27 protein-coding genes are annotated in these 24,218 nt (G+C 40.2%); all 27 read right to left on the minus strand.

The window, feature by feature from the left end:
- Position 1: 1 nt before the first annotated feature.
- Positions 2 to 445: a flagellar export protein FliJ gene (fliJ, locus tag NSQ71_RS10385; RefSeq protein WP_340733925.1), complete on the minus strand. Its 444-nt coding sequence runs from the start codon at positions 443 to 445 to the stop codon at positions 2 to 4.
- Positions 442 to 1,758: a flagellar protein export ATPase FliI gene (gene fliI, locus NSQ71_RS10390; RefSeq protein WP_094246046.1), complete on the minus strand. Its 1,317-nt coding sequence runs from the start codon at positions 1,756 to 1,758 to the stop codon at positions 442 to 444. The genes fliJ and fliI overlap by 4 nt, the downstream gene beginning before the upstream one ends.
- A gap of 5 nt (positions 1,759 to 1,763) precedes the next feature.
- Positions 1,764 to 2,516, minus strand: a complete 753-nt coding sequence (gene fliH, locus NSQ71_RS10395) for a flagellar assembly protein FliH (protein ID WP_340733926.1) — start codon at positions 2,514 to 2,516, stop codon at positions 1,764 to 1,766.
- Positions 2,509 to 3,510 carry a flagellar motor switch protein FliG gene (gene fliG, locus NSQ71_RS10400; RefSeq protein ID WP_063386662.1) on the minus strand — a complete coding sequence of 334 codons (1,002 nt, stop codon included), beginning with the start codon at positions 3,508 to 3,510 and terminating at the stop codon, positions 2,509 to 2,511. Before fliG ends, fliH begins: the two co-directional genes overlap by 8 nt.
- A gap of 13 nt (positions 3,511 to 3,523) precedes the next feature.
- Positions 3,524 to 5,128 (minus strand): flagellar basal-body MS-ring/collar protein FliF, encoded by a 1,605-nt coding sequence (gene fliF / locus NSQ71_RS10405; protein ID WP_339209922.1) that lies wholly within the window; start codon positions 5,126 to 5,128, stop codon positions 3,524 to 3,526.
- Between the two features lie 46 nt (positions 5,129 to 5,174).
- On the minus strand, positions 5,175 to 5,471 hold the full coding sequence (gene fliE, locus NSQ71_RS10410; RefSeq protein WP_066246512.1) for a flagellar hook-basal body complex protein FliE: 297 nt from the start codon (positions 5,469 to 5,471) through the stop codon (positions 5,175 to 5,177).
- A 16-nt stretch (positions 5,472 to 5,487) separates the two neighbouring features.
- Positions 5,488 to 5,931 carry a flagellar basal body rod protein FlgC gene (flgC, locus tag NSQ71_RS10415; RefSeq protein WP_066246514.1) on the minus strand — a complete coding sequence of 148 codons (444 nt, stop codon included), beginning with the start codon at positions 5,929 to 5,931 and terminating at the stop codon, positions 5,488 to 5,490.
- Complete coding sequence (flgB, locus tag NSQ71_RS10420) at positions 5,931 to 6,320, minus strand: flagellar basal body rod protein FlgB (protein WP_063386658.1); 390 nt, start codon at positions 6,318 to 6,320, stop codon at positions 5,931 to 5,933. Before flgB ends, flgC begins: the two co-directional genes overlap by 1 nt.
- Positions 6,321 to 6,665: 345 nt before the next feature.
- On the minus strand, positions 6,666 to 7,445 hold the full coding sequence (gene codY / locus NSQ71_RS10425; protein ID WP_339196556.1) for a GTP-sensing pleiotropic transcriptional regulator CodY: 780 nt from the start codon (positions 7,443 to 7,445) through the stop codon (positions 6,666 to 6,668).
- Positions 7,446 to 7,477: 32 nt separating this feature from the next.
- Entirely contained in the window at positions 7,478 to 8,881 is a 1,404-nt protein-coding gene (gene hslU, locus NSQ71_RS10430; protein ID WP_339209925.1) for an HslU--HslV peptidase ATPase subunit, read from the minus strand.
- 15 nt (positions 8,882 to 8,896) lie between these two features.
- Positions 8,897 to 9,439, minus strand: coding sequence for an ATP-dependent protease subunit HslV (gene hslV, locus NSQ71_RS10435; protein WP_339209927.1), 543 nt, complete (start codon positions 9,437 to 9,439; stop codon positions 8,897 to 8,899).
- Positions 9,440 to 9,453: 14 nt separating this feature from the next.
- A complete protein-coding gene (gene xerC / locus NSQ71_RS10440) occupies positions 9,454 to 10,365 on the minus strand; it encodes a tyrosine recombinase XerC (RefSeq protein ID WP_339196564.1) in 912 nt (303 codons plus the stop codon).
- A 63-nt stretch (positions 10,366 to 10,428) separates the two neighbouring features.
- On the minus strand, positions 10,429 to 11,736 hold the full coding sequence (trmFO, locus tag NSQ71_RS10445; protein ID WP_340733927.1) for an FADH(2)-oxidizing methylenetetrahydrofolate--tRNA-(uracil(54)-C(5))-methyltransferase TrmFO: 1,308 nt from the start codon (positions 11,734 to 11,736) through the stop codon (positions 10,429 to 10,431).
- A gap of 119 nt (positions 11,737 to 11,855) precedes the next feature.
- Positions 11,856 to 13,934 (minus strand): type I DNA topoisomerase, encoded by a 2,079-nt coding sequence (gene topA / locus NSQ71_RS10450; RefSeq protein ID WP_340733928.1) that lies wholly within the window; start codon positions 13,932 to 13,934, stop codon positions 11,856 to 11,858.
- Positions 13,935 to 14,094: 160 nt separating this feature from the next.
- Positions 14,095 to 15,060, minus strand: coding sequence for a DNA-processing protein DprA (dprA, locus tag NSQ71_RS10455; RefSeq protein ID WP_082830336.1), 966 nt, complete (start codon positions 15,058 to 15,060; stop codon positions 14,095 to 14,097).
- Positions 15,038 to 15,940, minus strand: coding sequence for a succinate--CoA ligase subunit alpha (gene sucD / locus NSQ71_RS10460; protein WP_066246522.1), 903 nt, complete (start codon positions 15,938 to 15,940; stop codon positions 15,038 to 15,040). Before sucD ends, dprA begins: the two co-directional genes overlap by 23 nt.
- Before the next feature lie 17 nt (positions 15,941 to 15,957).
- Positions 15,958 to 17,118 carry an ADP-forming succinate--CoA ligase subunit beta gene (gene sucC / locus NSQ71_RS10465; RefSeq protein WP_063388418.1) on the minus strand — a complete coding sequence of 387 codons (1,161 nt, stop codon included), beginning with the start codon at positions 17,116 to 17,118 and terminating at the stop codon, positions 15,958 to 15,960.
- A gap of 118 nt (positions 17,119 to 17,236) precedes the next feature.
- The gene (locus tag NSQ71_RS10470) at positions 17,237 to 17,506 is read right to left on the minus strand and encodes an EscU/YscU/HrcU family type III secretion system export apparatus switch protein (RefSeq protein ID WP_063388419.1); all 270 of its coding nucleotides are present in this window, start codon (positions 17,504 to 17,506) and stop codon (positions 17,237 to 17,239) included.
- Positions 17,503 to 18,990 carry a hypothetical protein gene (locus tag NSQ71_RS10475; protein ID WP_339209931.1) on the minus strand — a complete coding sequence of 496 codons (1,488 nt, stop codon included), beginning with the start codon at positions 18,988 to 18,990 and terminating at the stop codon, positions 17,503 to 17,505. The genes NSQ71_RS10470 and NSQ71_RS10475 overlap by 4 nt, the downstream gene beginning before the upstream one ends.
- Before the next feature lie 5 nt (positions 18,991 to 18,995).
- A complete protein-coding gene (locus NSQ71_RS10480; protein WP_445206674.1) occupies positions 18,996 to 19,778 on the minus strand; it encodes a ribonuclease HII in 783 nt (260 codons plus the stop codon).
- A gap of 277 nt (positions 19,779 to 20,055) precedes the next feature.
- A complete protein-coding gene (gene ylqF, locus NSQ71_RS10485) occupies positions 20,056 to 20,910 on the minus strand; it encodes a ribosome biogenesis GTPase YlqF (protein WP_063388422.1) in 855 nt (284 codons plus the stop codon).
- A gap of 9 nt (positions 20,911 to 20,919) precedes the next feature.
- Positions 20,920 to 21,471: a signal peptidase I gene (gene lepB / locus NSQ71_RS10490; RefSeq protein WP_063388423.1), complete on the minus strand. Its 552-nt coding sequence runs from the start codon at positions 21,469 to 21,471 to the stop codon at positions 20,920 to 20,922.
- Positions 21,472 to 21,682: 211 nt separating this feature from the next.
- A complete protein-coding gene (rplS, locus tag NSQ71_RS10495) occupies positions 21,683 to 22,024 on the minus strand; it encodes a 50S ribosomal protein L19 (RefSeq protein ID WP_063388424.1) in 342 nt (113 codons plus the stop codon).
- Positions 22,025 to 22,153: 129 nt separating this feature from the next.
- Positions 22,154 to 22,888, minus strand: a complete 735-nt coding sequence (trmD, locus tag NSQ71_RS10500; protein ID WP_063388425.1) for a tRNA (guanosine(37)-N1)-methyltransferase TrmD — start codon at positions 22,886 to 22,888, stop codon at positions 22,154 to 22,156.
- Complete coding sequence (gene rimM, locus NSQ71_RS10505; RefSeq protein ID WP_339209932.1) at positions 22,885 to 23,406, minus strand: ribosome maturation factor RimM; 522 nt, start codon at positions 23,404 to 23,406, stop codon at positions 22,885 to 22,887. Before rimM ends, trmD begins: the two co-directional genes overlap by 4 nt.
- A 10-nt stretch (positions 23,407 to 23,416) precedes the next feature.
- Positions 23,417 to 23,797, minus strand: a complete 381-nt coding sequence (locus NSQ71_RS10510) for a YlqD family protein (RefSeq protein WP_063388427.1) — start codon at positions 23,795 to 23,797, stop codon at positions 23,417 to 23,419.
- 184 nt (positions 23,798 to 23,981) lie between these two features.
- Complete coding sequence (locus NSQ71_RS10515; protein WP_063388429.1) at positions 23,982 to 24,212, minus strand: KH domain-containing protein; 231 nt, start codon at positions 24,210 to 24,212, stop codon at positions 23,982 to 23,984.
- Positions 24,213 to 24,218 lie beyond the last annotated feature (6 nt).

Genomic DNA, 24,218 nt, shown 5'->3' on the forward strand with positions numbered 1-24,218 from the left:
CCTAATTTCTATGAAACGAATATGTAATGATTGATATTTCATCCATCATTTTTCCTTCTTCTCGTTTCCTTATCTCCATAAATTTCTTGTAATCTTTTTCTTTTATTTTTTCATATTGCTTTACTTCTATATGTTTTTGCATCAAAATCGACTGTTTTTCATTCATTGCATTACGAGAATAAATGACAAGTTGCTGGTAATGCTCAATTGTTCTTTCCAAATTTTGAACAAACTGTTGATACTGCTTAATTTCTTGAACGGACATCCCTTTGTTCAATTTTTCTTCTTGAAGCTTTACGAACTCCTCTTTTTGTTTTAAAAATGTATACAGCTTTGTTGCAACTTTTTTAAAATTTTCAACGGAATCTTCATATTCTTTTGATGATTTTCGTTTCTCATTTTCCTTTACATCCAATATTTTTTGGTAGCGGAAATGGTATGTCATGTCTTGTCACCTTCTTCAAGTAGCGAAATTAATTGCTGTACGCTTTCCTCAAATGTTATTTTTTCATTCATATGCTGCTGAAGAAATCCGTTTATTTTCGGATAATAATCCATTGCTTGATCCATTTCTTTTGAAGAGCCTCTTTTATATGCGCCGATCTTAATTAAATCTTCTGACTCGGTATATGTAGAGTACAATGCTTTCAGTTTGTTCGCAGCTTCGAGATGCGCCGGTTCGGCAATATGGTTCATAAGGCGGCTGACGCTTTTTAAAATATTAATTGCAGGAAAATGTCCTCTATTCGCCAACTCGCGATCGAGCACAATATGCCCGTCCAAAATTCCTCTCACAGTATCCGCTATCGGCTCGTTCATATCATCGCCATCAACTAAGACAGTATAAATGGCTGTGATCGAACCCTTTTCATTATTTCCTGTTCTTTCTAAAAGTCGAGGAAGCATGGCGAACACTGAAGGGGTGTATCCTTTTGTCGTCGGCGGTTCCCCAACTGCCAGTCCAATTTCCCTTTGCGCAATCGCTACTCTCGTGACTGAATCCATCATAAACATGACATTATATCCTTTATCTCGAAAATATTCTGCAATCGCCGTTGCAGAATAGGCAGCTTTAATTCTCATTAAAGCCGGCTGATCGGAGGTTGCCGCCACAATAATCGTCCGCTTTAGCCCTTCTTCCCCTAAATCTCTCTCAATAAATTCTCGAACTTCTCTTCCCCTTTCACCTATTAAGGCAATCACATTTATATCTGCTCCTGAGCTTCTTGCGATCATTCCGAGCAAAGTACTTTTTCCAACGCCGCTTCCTGCAAAAATACCTACCCGCTGACCTTTCCCAATCGTTAAAAAACCGTCAATTGCTTTCACACCCACTTCAATTTTTTGGGTGATCGGCGGCCGGGTTAACGGGTTCGGCGGCTCATTCTCAGACAGAATAGTCGTTAAACCTTTTGGAAGATTGGATCCGTCCATTGGATGACCAAATGCATCTAATACTTTTCCGATCAGGCTGATTCCCGATTTTATTTTCAGGGGCGAGCCTGTTGCTTCCACGACACAGCCAGGTGCAATTTGGTTGACCTTTGTAAATGGCATTAATAGAATATTTTCTTCTTTGAATCCGACAACTTCTGCCAGCGTTTTTTCATTTTTTCCTACATGTACATAGCAAACATCACCGATGGAGCATTCAGGTCCGCGTGATTCAATCATGAGTCCGACTACTTTTTTCACTTTTCCATATCTCTTATAAGAGTCCAGCCGATCTATATGGTCGATCAATTGAGCTACTTTCAATCGCTTCAATCCTCCCTGACAATATTTAACAGCTTGCTTTTTAATTGCTCCAGCTGTGTATCAATGCTCGCATCAATTTTTCCAAATGGCGATTCCACACAAATTCCGTTTTCGGGCAAATTTACATCTGGAAAAATATAGAGCTCTGTTTTGGTTGTAAATAGTTCCATTAATTCTTCTTTTTGTTCAAGCATAAATTCATATTTGTCAGGGTGAACGTATATTTTGACTTCTGGATATTCCTTTACTTCACAAATCACTTCGCGAACCAATCCAGTAAACAGTTCAGGCTCTCGCTTTAGGTTGGCTGCAATAATTTTTTCCGCTACTTTTACAGCAATTTCAATAATGGTTTCCTCGGAAGCTTCTATTTTTTTCTCATAATCTTTTTTGGAAAGCTGGACTACCTGTCTGGCAGATTCAATCACATTTTCATACTCTTGAAGTCCATCTTTTTTCCCTTTTTCAAAACCGTCTTGATACCCTTCTTTTCTTGCTTCTTCTATTAGGCGCGCCTTTTCTTCCTGCCAAGCTTCCCTTTCTTTTTCGATCTCCTTAAGCAATCGCGTTTTTTCTTCTTCAGCTTTTTCTAAAATTTTCTCTGCTTCCAAATGGGCTGCCTCAAGGAACTGTGAACGCTGTGTGTTCTCTTTTTGATCGGAAGCGGCGAACTCTTCCTGAATTTGGATCGTTCTGATCGTCAATTTGTGCGGCTTGTGCAATGACCAAGCATGGCCGGATTTTATGACTCTAGACAATGATTTCATCTCCTTGTCCTCGAGCGATCACAATTTCGCCAGCATCCTCTAATCTTCTTATCACTTCAACAATTCTTGATTGCGCTTCTTCTACATCACGAAGCCGAACAGGACCCATGTAATTCATTTCCTCCTTGAATGTTTCCGCCATTCTAGTTGACATATTTTTAAAGACAATTTCTTTCACTTCATCCGACGCAACCTTTAACGCCAACATGAGATCATTATTATCCACTTCGCGAATGACGCGCTGAATGGCGCGGTTATCCAAGGTAACAATATCTTCAAATACAAACATCCGCTTTTTGATTTCTTCGGCAAGCTCGGGGTCCTGCACTTCTAGTGCTTCCAGTATCGTTCGTTCTGTCGAGCGGTCGACACCGTTTAACACTTCCACTACTGTTTCGATTCCACCCGTTTCTGTGAAATCTTCCGTTACAGTAGAAGAAAGTTTCTTCTCTAAAACTTGTTCAACTTCATTAATTACTTCAGGGGATGTGCGGTCCATAATGGCGATTCTTCTTGCAATATCCGCTTGAACTTCCTGAGGCAAGCTCGATAAAATTTGTCCCGACTGCTTGGCATCCAGATAGGACAAAACTAAAGCGATCGTTTGCGGATGCTCGTTTTGTATAAAGTTTAAAATTTGAGCCGGATCTGCTTTTCTAACAAAATCAAACGGCCGTACTTGAAGAGAAGATGTCAGCCTTCTGATTATTTCACTTGCCTTTTCCCCTCCTAATGCTTTCTCAAGCACCTCTTTCGCATATTGGATCCCCCCTTGGGCAATATAATCTTGCGCAAGGGCGATTTGATGAAACTCTTCGATCACTTCTTCTTTTTTTTGCGAATCCACTTTCCGTACACTCGATATTTCTAATGTAAGCTTTTCAATTTCTTCTTCCGTGAGGTGTTTATAAACGGAAGCAGAAGCTTCCGGACCTAAGGAGATCAATAAAATAGCAGCCTTTTGCCTACCGTTTAACTTTTTCATATGTCATTTCCCCCTAGTCTTCATAGAGCCAAGTGCGCAATAGTTTAGCGAATTCGTCAGGCTTCTCTTTGGCAAGCTCCTCAAGCTTCCTACGCTGCTCATTTGCTTTCGTTTGCTCGACAGATTCTTCTTCTTGCACAGGCTGCGGTACCACTTCTTCTATTTCGTCAAATTCATCATCTTCATATTCATCTTCTTCGTCTCTCCGTCTTTTCCACCACCATAGGAATAACAATCCAAGAAGCAGAATGCCTGCTCCAATTAACACATAGCCCCAAATTGGGAATGATGATGGCTCCTTTAAATCATCCGCATTTATTTTGCCTGAAAACGGCTGAACAGAAACTACGATTTTATCTTCAATGTCTTGATCCGTTAACGGCTCGGCCTCCGGATCTTCATAGATGCTTGTCCGAACAATTGTTGATAAAATTTGTTCAATATCATCTACACTCTGCTGCGGCAACGAATTTGGATTTTCCGGATTCGGGGGCTCAACCATGACTTGAATGCCCAGATCTCTAATTTTATATGGACTTTCAACAATTTCCCGTTTGATCCGGTTTACCTCATAATTGATTCGGTCTTCAATTTTTTCATATTCTCCTTCTCCGTTTGCACCGGCAGCCTGTTGATATGTATTCGGGACATCTGTTTGACCTGTTCCAGCAACGCCGGCAGCTTGCGCCCCAGTACCTGTGTATGTTTCCGTAATCCGTTCTGCACTGATGGCAATTCCTTCATTGTTCTCTTCATCAACTGGCTCCACTAAGTTTTCTTCCCGCTTTTCCTGGGTAAAATCAATATCAGCTGATACGTTGACAACCACTTTGTCTTGGCCCATCATCGTACCCAGCATTCTTTGAACTTGCCGTTGAATATTTTTTTCAATTTCCGATTTGATTTCAAGCTGGGAAGCAAAATTAGTGCCAGGTGTATCCTCTTGTTTCAAATCATAATAATCAAAATTTTGGTCCATTATAACAATGTTTTCAACCGGTAAATTCGGCACGCTCTTGGAAACAAGGTGATAGAGTGCGTTCACTTGCGATTGATCAAGCTTGTAACCCGGCTCCAAATTTAAAACAATGGAAGCTGATGCTTCTCCTGCGTCCTCGCCGACGAATACCGTTTCTTTAGGTAAATTGACCATCACTTTAGCGTTTTTTACGCCTTCGATTTCTTTAATTAAATTGGCCAGTTCTGTTTGTGTAGCTTTTAATTTTAATACATCAAATTCATTATCTGTCATGCCAAAACCGATATTTTGTCCAAAATACGAATAATCGATATTTCCGCTTTCAGGAATACCTTCAGCAGCAAGTTCCACTTTCAGTGCATTTGCTTCGCTTTCTGGCACTTTAATAGTTGTTCCGTTATCGGCTATTTCCGATTGAATCCCTTTGTTATCGAGGGTTTCTTTGATTCGGCCAGCTTCTTCCAATGATAAATTCGTATATAGCGGTATCATTTTCGGTTTTGACAAAACTATTGACGAAACGATAATGGCAATGATGATGAGCGATGCGCCTCCGATGATGAGGGCTTTTTGCCATTTTGTCCTTTGCCTCCAAAATGACAAAATTGTATCCTTTATTTGCAGTAGTTTTTGATTCATTCTTTCTGATCCCCCGATAATGACATTCCATTTCTAAATAGACTAATTATATTTGCATTCTCATCACTTCTTGATAAGCTTCAATGACTTTATTCCTGAATTCAACAGTTGCTTCAAGTAAAATGCTCGCTTTTTGTGCTGCGATCATGACATCATGAAGCTCTACATTTTGTCCTGCTGCAAGAGCATTTGTCAGCCGATCGGAATTTAATTGAGCTTCATTGACAGCTTCCAGCGATTTTTTCAACATATCTGAAAAGGATGATTTCCCAGAATTTTCCGCACTTTGTGCTCGGTTTTCGAGCTGGATCGATTGAGTCGGAAAAGAAATTTGCTCAATCATTTACATCACTCCTATTCTATTTCCCTATTTCCAATGCTTTCAGCAGCATGTTTTTCGATGCATTAAAGCTTGTAACATTTGCTTCATATGAGCGCGTGCTGCTGATTAAGTCGACCATTTCTTTTAAAGGATCTACATTTGGCAAAGAAACATAGCCATTTTCGTCTGCATCAGGATGGTCGGGATCATAAACGATTTTAAAAGGCGTCTCGTCCTCAACAATGGCTTGAACTCTCACGCCGTTTCCAACGCCGTTCAGCTCTTGATTCAGAAAAGCTGAGAAAGGTTTTGTATCCTCTGCTGTTACAACCATTTTCCGGCGGTAAGGCTGCCATTGCCCGTCCACATATTCAGCTCTAGTCGTCTCCATGTTTGCCATATTCGATGAAATGACATCCATTCTCAGCCGCTGAGCTGTTAAAGCTGATGCGGAAATGTTTAAAGACTGAAAAATCCCCATTATGTACGACCACCTTTTATTACTGTTTTTAATGAATTAAATTTGCCATTCAATCTGTCAATCAATGCATTGTAGAAAATTTGATTTTCCGCAAGCTTTGCCATTTCTTGATCAATGTCGACATTATTCCCATTATGCTGATAAGCACTGTTTGTCCTCGTTTCCACAATCGATGTGCTTTCGCTGCCCACAAAAGGAAGATGACGCGGATTGGTCCGATATGCATCCAGTTTTATTTGTTGATCCAAAACGTTTTTAAAATTAACTGTTTTCGCTTTATACCCTGGAGTGTCCACATTTGCAATATTATTGGCTATAACTTTTCCGTTTAAGGAAGAAATTCGAATTGCCTGCTCCAAATTGGCTATTGAATTAGAAAATATTTTCATTGCTCCCTCCAAAAGTATGATGATCTTGTATTGCAAAAGAAATAAGAAGTAAAAATGTCGAATTTTGCTAATTTATAAATATTATTTTAAAAAAGAAACAGCTTAAAGTCTATGTATAATTTGTAAAAAATCGTCGTACATTGCGATTATTTTTTTTCTAGTTCTAAATGACTATCACTTTTTTAACATTGGAATTTGATTCTGCAGCTTTTTCAGAGGGATGAGTAGGAGGTTAGAACTTATTGAAATTAGACAAATCAGCCGATTTTCAAGAAGAAATTTGTAGAAAGCACTCATAAAAGCTGCTCAAAAGGTTTGCTAGCAAACCTTTTGAGCAGCTTTCTTTTAATGGTTTTTTAATTTTTCTAGTTCAACTAAAAATTTGTTGTTTAACACTTTAATATATGTGCCTTTCATACCAAGAGAACGAGATTCAATGACACCAGCGCTTTCTAACTTGCGAAGCGCATTGACGATCACAGATCTGGTAATGCCGACGCGGTCAGCAATTTTGCTTGCAACTAGCAATCCCTCTGTGCCGCTTAATTCTTCAAAAATGTGTTCGATTGCTTCGAGTTCGCTGTATGATAAAGAGCTGATTGCCATTTGGACAACCGCTTTGCTTCTCGCTTCCTCTTCAATTTCCTCAGCTTTTTCTCTTAAAATCTCCATTCCAACAACAGTTGCCCCGTATTCAGCCAATATTAGGTCATCATCATTAAATTGGGTTCCCAGTCTAGATAATATAAGGGTTCCTAAGCGGTCTCCGCCTCCGATGATCGGAACAATGGTCGTATATCCGTTTTTAAAGAGCTCGCGGTTCTCAACGGGAAATGCAGTATATTCGCTATATACATCTAAATTTGGTGACGTTTCGGTAATATTAAATAAACTTTTCGTATACTCTTCAGGAAATTTTCTTTCCTCCAGCATTTTTTTCATGCGGTCATTATCTATTTGCTTGTTCAAGCCGAAGCCTAATACTTTTCCTCGGCGGCTGAGCACAAAAATATTTGCTTCAATGACTTCACTTAATGTTTCCGCCATTTCTTTAAAATTAACAGGTTTTCCTGCCACCTTTTGCAGCATCGCATTAATTTTTCTTGTTTTTTCTAATAACTCCATGATCTCAAATCCTCCTAAAAAATTTCATCTTTTTATAAAATAAATTGACTTAAATCTTTGTTTTGAACAATTTTATTTAATTTTTCTTCCACATAGTTCGGTGTAATCACAACCTTTTCTAAATTTATCTCCGGCGCTTCAAACAACAAGTCTTCCAGCAGTTTTTCTAAAATGGTATGAAGCCTTCTTGCTCCAATATTATCTGTATCTTGGTTCACTTGGTAAGCAATTTCAGCAATTTTACGAATAGCTTTGTCAGAAAATTCTAATTTTATACCTTCCGTCTCCAATAATGCTTCATATTGTTTTAATAAAGCATTATCCGGTTCAATTAAAATTCGGACAAAATCATCTGCCGTCAGCTTTTTCAATTCCACGCGAATCGGAAAACGTCCTTGCAATTCAGGGATTAAATCCGATGGCTTCGCGATGTGAAAAGCGCCAGCTGCAATAAAGAGTATATGATCGGTTTTTACGGTGCCATATTTTGTTACAACTGCAGATCCTTCCACGATTGGAAGTATATCTCTTTGCACACCTTCGCGGGAAACATCAGCACCAGAACTGTTGTGGCCGTTTTTGGCGATTTTGTCGATTTCATCGATAAAAATGATGCCTGATTGTTCCGCGCGTTCAATGGCAAGCTGTGTCACTTCGTCCATATCAATCAGTTTTGCTGCTTCTTCATTCGTCAAAACCTTTCGGGCGTTTTTCACAGTAAGCTTTCTTTTTTTCTTCCTTTTTGGAAGAAGACTGTTCAAAGCATCCTGCATATTAAAGCCCATCTGCTCCATCCCTGTCCCTTGCAGGAGATCGAACATAGAGGGCTGCTGTTCCTCAATTTCAACCGTAACAAAATGATCTTCCAGTTCGCCTGCTGCTAATTTGCGCGCGATTTCTCTCCGCTTCTCCTTTAGATCCTGTTCATTTTCTCCCTGAGTTTCGAACGAATTTGTTTGTTGATTTCCTCCGAAAAGCATTTCTAAAGGATTTTTGTAAGCAGCCTGTTTTTTCTTACTCGGGACGAGGAGCTCGACCAGCCTGCGATTGGCGTTTTCTTCCGCTTGAGCTCTTACTTCCTGCATTTTTTCTTCCTTCACAAGCCGGACGGAAGTTTCCACTAAATCGCGAACCATCGATTCCACATCTCGCCCGACATACCCTACTTCTGTAAATTTTGTTGCCTCCACCTTTACAAAGGGCGCGCCGACGAGCTTTGCAATTCTCCTAGCAATTTCAGTTTTTCCAACCCCAGTCGGACCAATCATTAAAATGTTTTTCGGAACTACTTCATCGCGAATTTTTTCATCCAATAAGCTTCTCCGGTATCGATTTCTTAACGCAACAGCAACCGCTTTTTTCGCTTCTTCCTGACCGACTATGTATTGGTCTAATCGTTCAACAATTTGTTTCGGAGATAATTGCATTTTTTTCATTCGCCTCCCTCCTTTCTAAAGTTCCTCAACGATAATGTTATTGTTCGTAAAAACGCAAATATTTGCTGCTATTTCTAGAGCGGATTTAGCGATTTCTTTGGCAGACATTTGTTCACCGGCATATTGTTTCAATGCACGGCCTGCAGCAAGGGCATAATTTCCCCCTGAGCCGATAGCTAAAATGCCATCATCCGGTTCGATTACTTCACCCGTCCCAGAAAGGAGCAGAAGCTTTTGGGCATCCATCACAATTAACATTGCTTCTAATTGTCTTAATACTTTGTCGCTTCGCCACTCTTTTGCCATTTCCACAGCTGCTCTTGCCAAATTGCCGTTATACTCTTCCAGGTTGCCTTCAAACTTTTCAAACAGCGTAAACGCATCAGCAACAGATCCCGCAAATCCAGCAAGCACTTTTCCATTATAAATTTTTCGGACCTTTCGTGCTGTATGCTTCATCACAACTTGATTGCCAAGTGTTACTTGTCCATCACCTGCCATCGCGCATTGTCCTTTATGGCGAATGGCAAAAATCGTTGTCGCATGAAATGTTGACAATTGCAAGCCTCCCTTTAAGAATCTTTTGCTCGTGGATGGTAGGCCATATAAACATTTTTCAAATGGTCTTTTGACACATGGGTATAAATTTGCGTTGATGATAAATGAACATGGCCCAAAAGTTCTTGAACACTTCTTAAGTCAGCTCCAGCATTTAAGAGGTGAGTCGCAAAAGTATGCCTAAACATATGCGGATGAAGATGCAGATTTTTTGCTGAAGCATCTATCAGCTGTTTTAATATATACCGAACTCCCCTTGCTGTTAAAGGCTTTCCCCGATGGTTTACAAACAAAAAGCGATGATCCTGTCCGGACTGATTTTTCATCAGCTTGCTTCTGCCATCATGGATATATCGTTCCGCTGCCTGACGTGCATAGCTTCCGAAAGGCACATAGCGCTGTTTGTTTCCTTTTCCATTTACTAAAATGGTCTCAATGGAAAAATCCAGGTCTTCAAGGCGAATTTCGCATAATTCGCTTACACGGATTCCCGTTCCATATAAAAATTCCAAAATCAATTGATTCCGCTGCCCGAGCGGATCATTAAGGTCGGAAATGGAAAACAGCATTTCCAGCTCCTCATCAAATAAAAATCTAGGGATCGCTTTTTTTTGCTTCGGAAGTGACACTAAAGAAAAAGGATTATCCGTTACATATTTTTCCCGCAAAAGAAAATGATAAAAAGTTCTAATGCTTGAAATTTTACGGGAAATGGATGTTTTGGAATACTTTTTGCTTAAATCCGTCAAAAAAATACGTATATCTGAATATTGAACGTCATCCAGCCTTTCTAACCCTTCTTTTTCCATAAAAGAAAAAAAATCATTCAAGTCATGCAGATAATTCACAATTGTATATTGTGAATAATTTTTTTCAATTTGTAAATATTCAATGAATAAATTTAAAAAATTCTTAACATTTTCCACTATTAGCACCTCACAAAGGGCTACTAAATCGTATCACATTTGCAGTAGCCCTTTCAATCCATTTTATAATTTTTTCGAAATTTTTTGAATAGTTTGAAGTGCTCTTTTTGCCAATTGTTCATTTCTTTCTTTTTTCACTTTAATGTGGGTGTCAAGCGGTTTAAAAAGACCAAAATTCGCATTCATCGGCTGAAAATTATTCGGATCTACCGTTGTAATATACTTTGCCATGCTTCCCATTGCTGTTTCATCAGGAAATTCAATCAATTCCTTTCCCAAAACGAGGCATGCCGCATTAATGCCTGCTATTAATCCGGAAGCAGCTGACTCAACATAGCCTTCTACGCCAGTCATTTGTCCGGCGAAAAACAAATCCTCGCGCCCTTTATATTGATAAGTTGGTCTAAGCAGTTTCGGGGAATTGATAAACGTATTTCGATGCATCACTCCATATCTGACAATTTCCGCCTTTTCAAGCCCCGGAATCATCTGAATGATTTCCTTTTGCGGACCCCATTTTAGATGAGTTTGGAAGCCGACGATATTATACAAAGTCCCTGCCGCATTATCCTGCCGCAGCTGGATGACGGCAAAAGGACGCTTTCCTGTTTCGGGATGCTCCAAGCCGACAGGCTTCATCGGTCCGAAAAGAAGCGTTTTCTTTCCTCTCTTTGCCATGACTTCAATCGGCATGCATCCTTCAAAAAAGATTTCTTTCTCAAATTCTTTTAGAGGAACAGTTTCCGCGCTGATTAATGCCTCATAAAAGCGGTCGAACTCTTCCTCTGTCATCGGACAGTTTAAATATGCAGCCTCCCCTTTGTCGTATCTTGATTTCAAATATACTTTTTCCATATCAATGCTGTCTTTTTCAATTATCGGTGCGGCTGCGTCGTAAAAATATAAATATTCCTCGCCAGTAAGCTTTTTTAATGCTTCCGATAATGCTTCTGAAGTTAAAGGTCCTGTCGCTATTACCGTCGGCCCTTCTGGAATGTCCGTTACTTCTTCGTGAAAGACGGTAATATTGGGATGTTCTTTCACCCGTTTAGTGACGATATCCGCAAATTCGTGGCGATCAACGGCAAGTGCACCCCCAGCCGGAACGGAACATTGATCAGCAGCCGAAATAATTACGGAGTCACACATTCTCATTTCTTCTTTCAATACTCCGACTGCATTTGTCAAAGAATTGGCTCTCAACGAATTAGAGCAGACCAGTTCAGCAAATTTATCAGTATGATGGGCCGGAGTTTGCTTTTTTGGACGCATTTCGTACAAGCGAACTTGAATGCCTCTTTTGGCAATTTGCCATGCCGCTTCGCTTCCAGCTAGCCCAGCACCGATAACGTTGACAACTTGATTGTTCATTTTAGCACTCCTCCGTCTTTTTAAAAGCTCTCTTCTTGTTGTGTTTTCGAAAAAAAACTGCCGAAATATCTCCATGAAGAAGGTGAGCTTTACATTGCTCACCAAAGAGAAGATATTTGTTAACGCTGCGGTTCTTCTTTATAGTCGCAAGAAGAACATTGCACTTGAACACCTTTTTTCAAACGTTTTTCTACCAAAATTTCTCCACATTTCGGACATTTTCTTTCAACCGGCTTTTCCCAAGAAATAAAATCGCACTCTGGGTAACGGTCACATCCATAAAATACGCGGCGTCTCTTCGACTTTCTCTCCACAATATTTCCCTCATGGCATTTCGGACACTTCAAACCGATTTCTTTTAAAATCGGTTTTGTATTGCGGCAGTCTGGAAAATTGGAGCAAGCCAAAAATTTTCCGTACCTTCCCATTTTGTAAACCATTTCGCTTCCGCATTTTTCACACTTTACACCGGCATATTCATCTTTTATTTCTACCTTTTCCATTTCATTTTCGGCTTTTTTAACATTCTTTGAAAAATCATGATAAAATTCATCAATAATTTTTACCCAATTTACTTTTCCTTCTTCAATATCATCTAAATCATGCTCCATTTTCGCAGTAAATTCCACATCCAAAATTTCAGGGAAAAATTCCATCATCAGCTCGTGGACAATTTGGCCAAGTTCTGTTGGGACAAATCGTTTGTTTTCAAGCGCAACATACCCTCTTCTTTGAATGGTATCGAGCGTCGGTGCATATGTAGAAGGACGTCCTATGCCTAATTCCTCCAGCGTTTTGACAAGCCTCGCTTCCGTATACCTTGGAGGCGGCTGTGTAAAGTGCTGCTCCGGTTTTAAATCTTTTGAAAAGATTTTATCCCCTTCCTGAAGATCAGGCAAAAGACGATTGCTTTTATCTTCTTCTTGATCGTCCGTCCCTTCTACATATACTTTCATAAAACCATGGAATTTGATTTTTGAACCGTTTGCACGGAACATAACACCATTGTTCTCCAAATCAACGCTCATCGTATCCATGACAGCCGGCGACATTTGGCTCGCGATAAATCGTTCCCAAATCAGTTTGTATAATTTATATTGGTCTTTTGTTAAAAAGTCTTTTATTCCATCCGGATTTCGAAAAGCGCTGGTCGGCCGTATCGCTTCGTGAGCATCCTGAACATTGCCTGATTTCTGACTTCCTCTCGTTTTGGCTTGCACATATTCACTGCCAAACATCTTTTCAATATAACTGATTGCCTCCGATTTCGCTGTGTCTGAAATTCGCGTGGAATCGGTACGCATATAAGTAATCAATCCGACAGTGCCTTCCTTGCCGAGGTCTATTCCTTCATACAGCTGTTGTGCTACCATCATCGTTTTCTTCGCACGGAAATTGAGTTTCCTTGCAGCTTCCTGCTGTAAAGAGGAAGTAGTAAATGGAGGTGCAGGATTTCTTCTCCGTTCTTTTTTTGTTACTTTCGTTACAGTAAACTCATTTCCAATAACTTTTTGGAGCACCTGTTTTACATCTTCCTCTGTTTTCAACTCCTTTTTTTTGCCTTCAACACCCCAAAAAGCAGCTTCAAACGACTCCGTTCCTTTAAGAAAGTCTCCGTTAATCGTCCAATATTCCTCAGGCTTGAAATGTTTAATTTCATTTTCACGATCGATAATTAGACGGACAGCAACAGATTGAACTCTCCCGGCACTTAAACCCTTCTTTACCTTTTTCCAAAGGATCGGGCTGATATTGTAGCCGACCAGCCTGTCTAATACCCTTCTTGCCTGCTGGGCATCAACTAAATCCATGTTAATAGCTCTTGGCGATTTAAAAGAATCTTTGATCGCATCTTTTGTAATTTCATTGAACACAACGCGGCAATCGGATTGGATATCAATATCTAAGCTTTGCGCTAAATGCCACGCAATCGCCTCTCCCTCTCTGTCCGGGTCGGCTGCAAGAAAAACTTTTTTCGCCTTTTTGGCAGCGTTCTTGAGCTCTTTCAGAACCGGCCCTTTCCCTCTTATCGTGATGTATTTTGGTTGAAAATTGTGCTCTATGTCAACTCCCATTTGACTTTTAGGCAAGTCCCGAACATGGCCCATTGAAGCCTTCACGGTATATTTTTTTCCTAAATACTTTTCAATTGTTTTCGCCTTTGCTGGCGACTCCACAATGACTAAGTAGTCCGACATTCATTTTTCCTCCTTAAGAGGTTTTCTCTCTTTTTATGCATCAGTTTATGAAAATGATTGTTGATCATTCAACTGTTAAAATAATCTTCACTATTATTAAATATTCCAATGCATTTTGTCAAACAGTATTCATCAGCTTCCGCCTTTAGACGCAAAAAAATTATTTTTCTTCATACATCGGCTTTAATTCTTCTATAATCTCATCAGGTGACAGGGCAAGCGCTGCCCCTTCCTTTAACAATTGTATATTCCCTTGAAATAATGGATCAAATAATGGCACCGGGGGTGAAAAAACGATTCTCCCTTGTTCCAAAGCATGCTGGGCAGTGATAAGAGAACCGCTTCGTTTGGAAGCTTGAGCAACAAAGGTTCCTAAGCTTAATCCGCTAATAATTCTATTTCGCATTGGAAACATCCATTTTTCCGGTCTTTTATATGGAGGATGCTCAGAGAGGAGAAGATGCTCCTTTTGGATGATTTTAGCCAGCTCCATGTTTTCCTTCGGATAAATATGATCAAATCCGCCAGCGATTACGGCAATTGTTTTCGAATTCTCCTCAATGGCCGTCCAATGGGCTTTCGCATCAATACCGAGGGCAAGCCCGCTGATTATCGTAAATTTTTGCTTCGCCAAATGCGTAACAAAATATTGAACAAGGTCGCAGCCATATTTCGATGCATGACGAGTTCCGACAACGCTTAAATTTCGGATATTTTTTAATAGACTAATATCCCCTTGGCAAAATAAAACGGGAGGCGGATCAAAAATATGCTTTAAATACGTTGGATAATGGGAATCAATGATCGTAATCAGGTGGATATTCCTGTTTTTATAATAGTTTAGCAGGCTCTCCGTTGAAATGGATTGGTAATCTTCTATAAACGTTGAATAGTTTTTAGGAGGAATAAACAGACGGGTGGCTAATGTTTGAGGCGTTAGATGCAGAGCTTCTTCATACATGCCTTCCTGTTCAAAAAGCTGAACGATTCTTCTCTTTGCCGCACCTTTGCAATGAGCGAGTTTTATTAATAAATTTCTAGGATTAATAGCCCTCACCTCAATTCTATAAAGAAGGAATAGCCTTGTGGCTACTCCTTTTGTTTTAATGAGTTTTGCATTTTTCATATAAACCTTTTTCTTTTAAAACTGAGATTAACGTCTCGCCAATAACGGAAGGAGTATCTGCGACTTTAATACCACATTCATTCATTTTCTTAATTTTTTCCGCTGCTGTTCCTTTACCTCCGGAAATAATTGCGCCCGCATGTCCCATGCGTTTTCCTGGAGGTGCTGTTTGTCCGCCGATAAATCCTACGACTGGTTTTGTCATGTTTGCTTTAATCCACTCAGCTGCTTCTTCTTCCGCTGTACCCCCGATTTCACCAATCATAATGACGGCATATGTTTCCGGATCTTCGTTAAATGCTTTTAGCACGTCAATGAAGTTTGTGCCGTTTACAGGGTCCCCGCCAATTCCAACAGCCGTTGACTGACCAATGCCTGCTTGCGATAGCTGATGAACCGCTTCATATGTCAAAGTACCTGAACGGGAAACGACTCCGACATGTCCCTTAGTGTGGATATATCCAGGCATAATGCCGATTTTACATTCGCCAGGTGTGATGACTCCCGGGCAGTTCGGTCCGATTAATCGAGTTTTCTTTCCTTCCATGTATCTTTTTACTTTGACCATGTCTAAAACCGGGATATGTTCTGTAATACAGATGACTAGGTCAAGCTCCGCATCAACCGCTTCCATAATGGCATCCGCTGCAAAAGGAGCTGGGACATAAATAACGGAAGCATTGGCACCGGTTTGTTTCACCGCTTCTTCAACCGTGTTGAAAACCGGAACTCCTTCGACTTCCTGACCGCCTTTGCCTGGGGATGTCCCGCCGACAATCTTCGTTCCGTATTCAAGCATTTGTTTCGTATGGAATAATGCAGTAGATCCAGTAATCCCCTGAACGATTACTTTTGTATCTTTATTAATAAATACGCTCATTCTTCTCCCTCGCTTTCCTATTTCACTAATGAAACGATTTTTTGCGCCCCGTCTGCCATAGACTCTGCAGATGTAATATTTAGGCCTGACTCTTCTAGTATTTTTTTACCAAGCTCAACATTCGTTCCCTCAAGACGAACGACTAGCGGGATCGTCAAGCCAACTTGTTTTGTCGCTTCAACGACACCTTGTGCGATGACATCGCATTTCATAATGCCTCCAAAGATATTGACGAAAATCCCTTTTACGTTTTCATCCGACAAAATAATTTTAAACGCTTCCGTAACCTTTTCTGCCGTTGCGCCGCCGCCGACATCTAGGAAGTTTGCTGGCTCACCGCCGTAATATTTAATAATATCCATCGTTGCCATGGCAAGACCTGCTCCGTTTACCATGCACCCGATATTGCCATCAAGAGCTATGTAGCTTAAATCATATTTTGAAGCTTCAATTTCTTTCGGATTTTCCTCATCTAAATCACGATATTCCAACACATCTTTTTGACGGTATAATGCATTGGAGTCAAAGTTTAGTTTAGCATCCAAAGCCATAACCTTTCCGTCGCCTGTAACGACAAGCGGGTTAATTTCCGCAATAGAGCAATCCTTTTCGACAAATACTTGATAAAGTCCCAACATAAATTTAACAGCTTGTCCGACTAATTCTTTCGGAATGTTAATGTTAAATGCGATTCGGCGAGCTTGGAAAGGTTGAAGTCCTACTGCCGGATCAATATATTCTTTGAAGATTTTTTCCGGTGTTTTCGCTGCCACTTCTTCAATTTCGGTGCCGCCTTCCTCAGACGCCATCAAAACAACGCGGGAGGTTGCGCGATCAACAACAAAACCAACATAATATTCTTTTTTAATGTCACAGCCTTCTTCAATTAAAAGACGTTTGACTTCTTTTCCTTCTGGTCCTGTTTGATGTGTAACGAGCGTTTTTCCTAACAATTCACTAGCATACTCGCGAACCTCTTCTAAACTTTTCGCTACTTTTACTCCGCCAGCTTTCCCGCGGCCGCCAGCATGAATTTGCGCTTTGACTACCACTACGTCAGTACCCAGCTCTTTTGCCGCTTCAACCGCTTCCTCAACGGAAAACGCAACTTTGCCGTTCGGTACCGTGACGCCGTATTTTCTGAGGATTTCTTTCCCCTGGTACTCATGGATATTCATATCCCATCCTCCTAACTTATGTATCTTAGCCTTTTCGAGGCAATTTTAGACTGCGCTTTCATTGTATAAAAATGTTTCATCATTGTCTACCATTCTTTATAAAAAGACGTCGTTTATTTCATCTTTGCTGGTCTAAGCGGTATATAAAGCTTAAAAGCTCAGCTACCACTTCATAAAGCTCCTCGGGAATTTGCTCATTTATTTCCACTTCTGACAAAAGTTCAATAAGCGAGGGATCTTCTTGAATCGGAACATTGTTTTCTCTCGCTTTTTCAATGATTTTTTCAGCGACATACCCTTTACCTTTTGCCGATACTTTTGGCGCGGCGTCCTTTTCATCGTTATAGCTGAGGGCAACAGCTTTTAAATCTTTTGTTTCTTTTTTCATATTTTGATGTCCACCTTCTGGTAAGGTTGTCCGGAAATGACCTTTTGAGTTTGTTCATCCGTTTTTCCCTTTTGGATAGAAACTCCTGTTAAAACATAATTGATTTGTTTTAAATTTTCCTGAAGGCTTCCCAAATGCTGAACAATATCGCTTTCTTCAAGAATGTCGTTGTAAATCGTAACTTTTACAGCGCGATTTTGAATGAATACGTCCACTACTGTTTCTTTTATTTCTTTTAAATACAATGAAAAAACGATTCGGCAAAAATTAGGATTTATTTTTTCTGTTTCGTCTTTTTTTCCGTTGATTTGGATTGTAATATCCGTCCATTGCTCTCCTAACTGAATGGGGACATGAATAAAAAATTGTTCAACAGGTCCTTTTTGTTCCCGCATAAAATGCTGTCCGTTTATGTAATCTAAAGCGCGCTCCATCGCCCCTCTTAAACTTGAATGTTCCATATTTTGCAAATATTTTATAAGCAGTGTCTTTAATGGCCATTCACTCTGACCGCTACTGCTTTCAGCATGTTCAAATAAGCCGATTTTGGCTATCGCTGTTTTTAACAATTGTTTTACTTCTTGAGCGGAAACGTTGTGGATGCTTTGCTGAAACATCGCTTTCAGCATATTTTTTTCTTCCGCGTTCAGCATTTGTCCAATTCTACTTCCGTCCGCCTTGTCTTTTGTGAATGGTTGAAGCAATGCTTGCTCACTGTTTTCATTCAATATAAGCTGCTTAATGGCTAGCGGATTTTCTTTCATCCAAAATTCAAGCTTATTCAACAATTGCTTGGAAAAGGTGTCATTTCTTTGCCGCAATATTTGGTTCACTTCTTCGGCTTTATATAGAAAACGAAGGTTTGTAAGCTGAAACAGGTTTCGGTTTAGATCTTTCATGTCCTCGGCTCTTCCGCTATTGTTTAACATTTCGTCTAATTGAAAAAGGAGCTGAGACAGCTTCTTCTCGTCTAGAACAGCCAGCAAAGGACGGATGACATGCTCCGCAATTGGCAGTTTTTTTTCAAAAGCGATGAGAAGCGCCTGAAATAAACTTTCACGAGGAGCTTTTCCCTTAAAGGACTGCAAAATGTTGATGGCAAGAGCCAAGTCTTTTTTGGAAAAAGGAATTTCATTTTCCAGCAGCAAATCAATAAGCTGCGAGGCCGCATTGTCAGCAGGCAGGCGGAAATGTTCAAGAATAGCCCGGCCTGTATGACCTTCATCTTTTTCCGGAAACAAAAGCTTCAGTCTGATTCCGCTTTCCGTTACTTCAGTCTGAAACCAATAAGTTTTCATTGCTTGAATATCCGCCTCAACAGCAGCGGTTAATTTCATTTTTCCAATTGCAAGCAATGCATGAGAATTAGGATAAATTTTCAACACTTTTCCTTTCACAATCTCTTGATCTTGAAATGTTTTGGCCGCGGGATCAAAAAGAGATTGAAGACTTATCTTCCTAAGAAGAGCAGATATTTCATTCATTCTTATCACCCGTTAAAAAAGTTTAACGCATCTTGTACCGGAGCAAAGCTTTTCCGATGATGCTCCGTCACACCGTGCTTCTCGATCGCTTCCAAATGCTGCTTTGTACCGTAGCCCACATGACGTTCAAAGCCGTATTCCGGAAATTGCTTTCCCAGCTCTTCCATGTACCTGTCTCTCACAACTTTTGCGATGCAGGAGCTTGCTGCAATCGTAATGCTTTTTTCATCACCCTTAATGATGGAAAGCTGCGGAATATTAATTGGTAATTCAAGAGCATCAATCAATAAATGATCCGGCTTTGCCTGCTTTAACTGATCAATGGCTAAAAGCATTGCTTTTTTTGTCGCATTGTAAATGTTTAGCTCATCAATTTCTTTTGCCGACACAAACCCAATCCCGACATCTACTGCCAGATCCATTATGTATTGAAAAAACTCTTCCCGTTTTTGCTTCGAAATTTTTTTCGAGTCCGTCAGCCCCGGCAAATAAAATTCATCAGGCAAAATCACGCAAGCAGCAACGACCGGACCTGCAAGACACCCTCTTCCCACTTCATCAATGCCTGCCAGCATTCGAAATCCCTTTTCTTTCAATTCTCTTTCGTATTTGCACATGTTTTGAAACTGCTGTCTCAATTGCTGCTCTTTTTCATATTGCTTCAGCCATTTTTTTACTAATTTTTGGACGGTTTTCCGCTCATCTTTTTGGCAGGCAAGAAAAAAAGGGTCGTTTATATCATGGATGGCACTGAGCTTTTCTTCAATTTCCTTTGCCGTTAAATTCAACTTTCTTCAACCTCTCCCTTAATATTTGCATTTGTAAATTTCGTTCGAATAGTTTGTACATGAACGGCTTCCTCGGCTGCAATTTGATTAAGCGTCTATTTTTCACATGCTCAAATGACTTTCAAGACTTTTTTACTATTTCTCGAAAGCTTCTTTGGAAGCTCTTTACCCGTCAAGAAAGGAAAACCGATTAACCGGTTAAGCGCCGATTGCACCGCTTCTCTCAAGTGAACGAGTTTTGTTAAAAATAAAATATAGACACGCGGAATGCGTGCCTTTATTCATTTGGCCGGTCAAAACTTATTTTCCCCAGCTTCAATGTCCGAACATCCCTTATGAACACTTCCGCCGTCTTGTCATAGTCTATCAGGCCGCCAGCTGATAAACAGCCTCTTTTTTTTCCAATATGATCAAATAAGTCGACGATTTCATTTTCATTTGATAGATTGTCGATTTGATAGCGATCCATTAAACGATCTGGATAATGCTTGATCAAGTATCGCATCGCATAAGCTGCTACATCCTGCAAATTTAAAATCTCATCCTTAATGGCGCCTGTCGCAGCCAGCTTCAGCCCGACTTCTTCATCTTCAAATTTCGGCCAAAGAATGCCTGGGGTATCGAGCAGCTCCAATTCTTTTCCTGTCTTGATCCAGCTTTGCTGTTTCGTTATGCCTGGACGATCGCCGGTTTTGGCAATGTTTCTTCCTGCAAGGCGATTGATCAGCGTTGATTTGCCGACATTCGGAATTCCAACAATTAATGCGCGGATCGCCCTTGGTTTTACCCCTTTTGCTTTCATTTTTTCACGTTCTTTTTCGAGCAGTTCTTTTGAAAGCTGCACGATTTGTTTTAGTCCTGATCCTGTTTGCGAGTCGATGGCTATTGATGCAATGCCCTGTTCTTTGTAGTACTGAATCCATTCTTTCGTAATGCTTTCGTCTGCCATATCCTTTTTATTTAAAATTAAAATTCTTTTTTTATTGGCAATAATGTCATCAATCATCGGATTTCTCGATGACTGAGGGATTCGGGCATCGACAAGCTCATAGACAATATCTATCAGTTTCAATTTTTCAACAACTTGCCGTCTCGCTTTTGCCATATGCCCTGGAAACCATTGAATCGTCATCTACTTCACCTACTTTACAACTCCAAATTCAGAAAGCGGCCAATAAACAAAATTAGTTTTCCCCATAACTGATTCAATCGGAATGGTCCCTATATGCCGCGAGTCTTTGCTGTATCTTCTATTATCACCCATAACAAACAATTCGCCTTCAGGCACAGTTGATCTTCCAATAATGTCTTCAAGTTTAAATGGTTCTGTTAAAGGGCCATCCACGCCGTTTTGTTTATATTTTTCCAAGTATGGCTCTTCATACTTCTTGCCGTTAATGTAGAGGGTGTCATCTTTATATTCTATATGATCGCCAGGCAAACCGATGACACGCTTAATGTAGTCTTTCTCTTCCGTTGCATGGAAGACGACAATGTCAAAGCGTTTTATTTCACCAAGCTTCGTTCCGATTTTATTCACGATCATTCGGTCCTGGTCTTGTAATGTCGGCATCATGGAAACTCCATCAACGACAATCGGAGCAAAGAAAAACGTCCGAATGACGACCGCCAACAAGACGGCGACACCTAGAGCTTTCATCCACTCAAAAAATTCATTTTTTTTACGTGACATTTCTTTCACACCTTTATGTTTTTAAAATGGTTTTTTATTTATTTTAATACAATTATTGGCTTAACAAAAGAACATGTCCACCTATTTTTAAACAGATTATGCTTTCGCTAAATAATTTTTTCCAAAAATATTAAATGAATTCATAAGTGAATGACTGCTCACATGACAAAAGGGCCTGTATTGAATACAAGCCCTTTTTATGTTCGAATGTTTATCTTTCTTTAATGCGAGCTGCTTTACCATGTAGATTGCGCAAATAGTAAAGTTTTGCACGACGCACTTTGCCTCGGCGAACAACTTCGATTTTCGCAATTCTTGGAGTGTGCAGCGGGAATGTACGTTCAACACCTACGCCGTAAGAAACTTTACGAACAGTAAATGTTTCGCTAATACCGCCGCCGCGGCGTTTAATTACAACTCCTTCAAAAACCTGAATCCGTTCACGGGAGCCTTCAACAACCTTCACGTGAACACGGACGGTATCCCCAGGTCTAAATTCAGGCAAATCTGTGCGAAGTTGTTCTTTCGTAATTTCTTCAATTAATTTTTGCATCGCAATCATCTCCTTCCAACAGATGCTCATACAAGATGCTTGCAGCGGAACATCGTTTTAAAAAGACAAGACCGGCTGTCTATGTCACAAAACGTATCTTATCATAGGAAACAAACCATTTGCAAGCATTCATTTCGCCTTTTTTATTTCTTCCAGCCATTTTTTTTGCTTTTCCGTTAAAGAATAGCCGTCCAATAAGTCAGGTCTGCGCTCCCACGTTCTTCGGAGCGATTCTTTTTCCCGCCATTCGGCTATTTTTTCGTGATGGCCTGACAATAACACATCAGGCACCTTCATCCCCCTGAATTCAGCAGGGCGGGTGTAATGCGGATGTTCAAGCAGTCCCGTTGAAAAAGAATCATTTTGGTGCGATTCTTCATTTCCGAGAACACCTGGTAGAAGACGCACAACACAGTCAATGATGACCATCGCGGCAAGCTCGCCGCCTGTCAGGACAAAGTCTCCAATTGAAATCTCGTCTGTCGCAAGAAAACGGATTCTTTCGTCGTAGCCTTCATAATGGCCGCAAATAAATATTAGATGATCTGCTTGAGCCAGCTGCTCTGCTTTTTTTTGGGTAAAGCGTTCTCCTTGCGGACAAACAAGTATGACTTTCGAATGCTGTGCGTTTCGCTTTTCTTTTACAGCCTCAACAGAATGAAAGATCGGCTCCGGCTTTAATACCATGCCGGCACCGCCACCGTACGGATAATCATCGACCGACTGATGCTTGTCTGTTGAATAATCTCGAAAATTAATAACGTTAATCGAAACAGCATCCTTCTCCTGAGCTTTTTTTAAAATCGATTGGTTAAAAACTCCAGCGAACATATCAGGAAATAAAGTCAGTACATCAATAATCATTTGTCCAATAACCCTTCCATAGGAAAAATGATGACTCGCTTCTCTTTCACATCAATATGTTTCACAACATCCTCGATATATGGAATCAACAAATCTTTTTTGCCTTTTTGTTTGACAACCCACACATCGTTGGCACCGGGCGTTAAAATTTCATTTATGATCCCCAGCTCATCACCGTCTTCGGTATACACGGAGCATCCGATGATTTCATGAAAATAATATTCTCCTTCATCCAGGCTGCCAAGCTGGCTTTCTGGAACCTTTATGTCTGAGCCTTTAAACGGCTCAACCTCATTGATCGAATCATACCCTTCAAAAGACAATAAATCAAAATTTTTATGAATTCGATGAGATTTGACAATAACTTCAACAGGCTCTTTGTCTTTTTGAAAAATGTATAAACGGTTTCCGCGTTTATATCGCTCATCAGGAAAATCAGTTACGGAAACGACGCGCACTTCGCCGCGAATTCCGTGCGTATTGACAATTTTTCCGACTTGAAACCATTTTTCGGCCATATGATCACCTCTAGCGAATCTCTTTTACTACTCCATCTTCGATCACAATCGTTTTTTCATTCAGCAATTGATCCCAGTTGTCGCCTTCTTTTACTTCGATTACTGCGTTCACTTCCCGTTCTTTTAATTCGCTGCCTAGAGGGAGCATATCGATTTGCTGAAGCTTAAATTCCATCAACTTCATTTTTTCCTTTCTTTTGTTGATTTCCTGATGGTACTGGGAAATGATGGACTGGTTTTTTGTTGTTTTTTCAGCTTTTTTCAGCTGAAAATATAATTGATCGCATTCCCGTTTCATTTCTTCTTTTTTTGCCTGCCATTTATGAATCAGTTTTTCCTTGCTGTTTTCCGTCAATATTTGCTTTACTGTGATCGGATAAATGATTTTCATTCCTCTCTCCTCCAGTCATAAAATTGCTCCGAGGAGTATATTCATGGAAGATCCCTCCCGGCTTTTCCCTTCTGGCCAGAAGAGGGAGGTCTGGAATCGTCGCAATTTCAAATGTGATTTTTTGATCCTGCGAAATCAGCTTTTCTTCTTTTGTAAAAAAGGCGAGGAGCAATCCCCTCACCTTTTAATCATTAATTTTAAGCGTTACTCTCATTGATTTGCCGCTAGCCGCTGCATAAACGACCGTCCTGATCGCTTTTGCAATACGGCCTTGTTTTCCAATCACTTTGCCAATATCGTCTTGGTGAACAGAAAGAGTATATACAATTTCACCTTTTTTCTCCTCTCTGTTCACCTTGACTTCATCCGGATGATCAACAATAGCTTTGGCAATTGTTGTTATTAACTGTTCCATAATAAT

Source organism: Aeribacillus sp. FSL M8-0235, from assembly GCF_038000355.1.
Lineage (GTDB): Bacteria > Bacillota > Bacilli > Bacillales > Aeribacillaceae > Aeribacillus > Aeribacillus composti.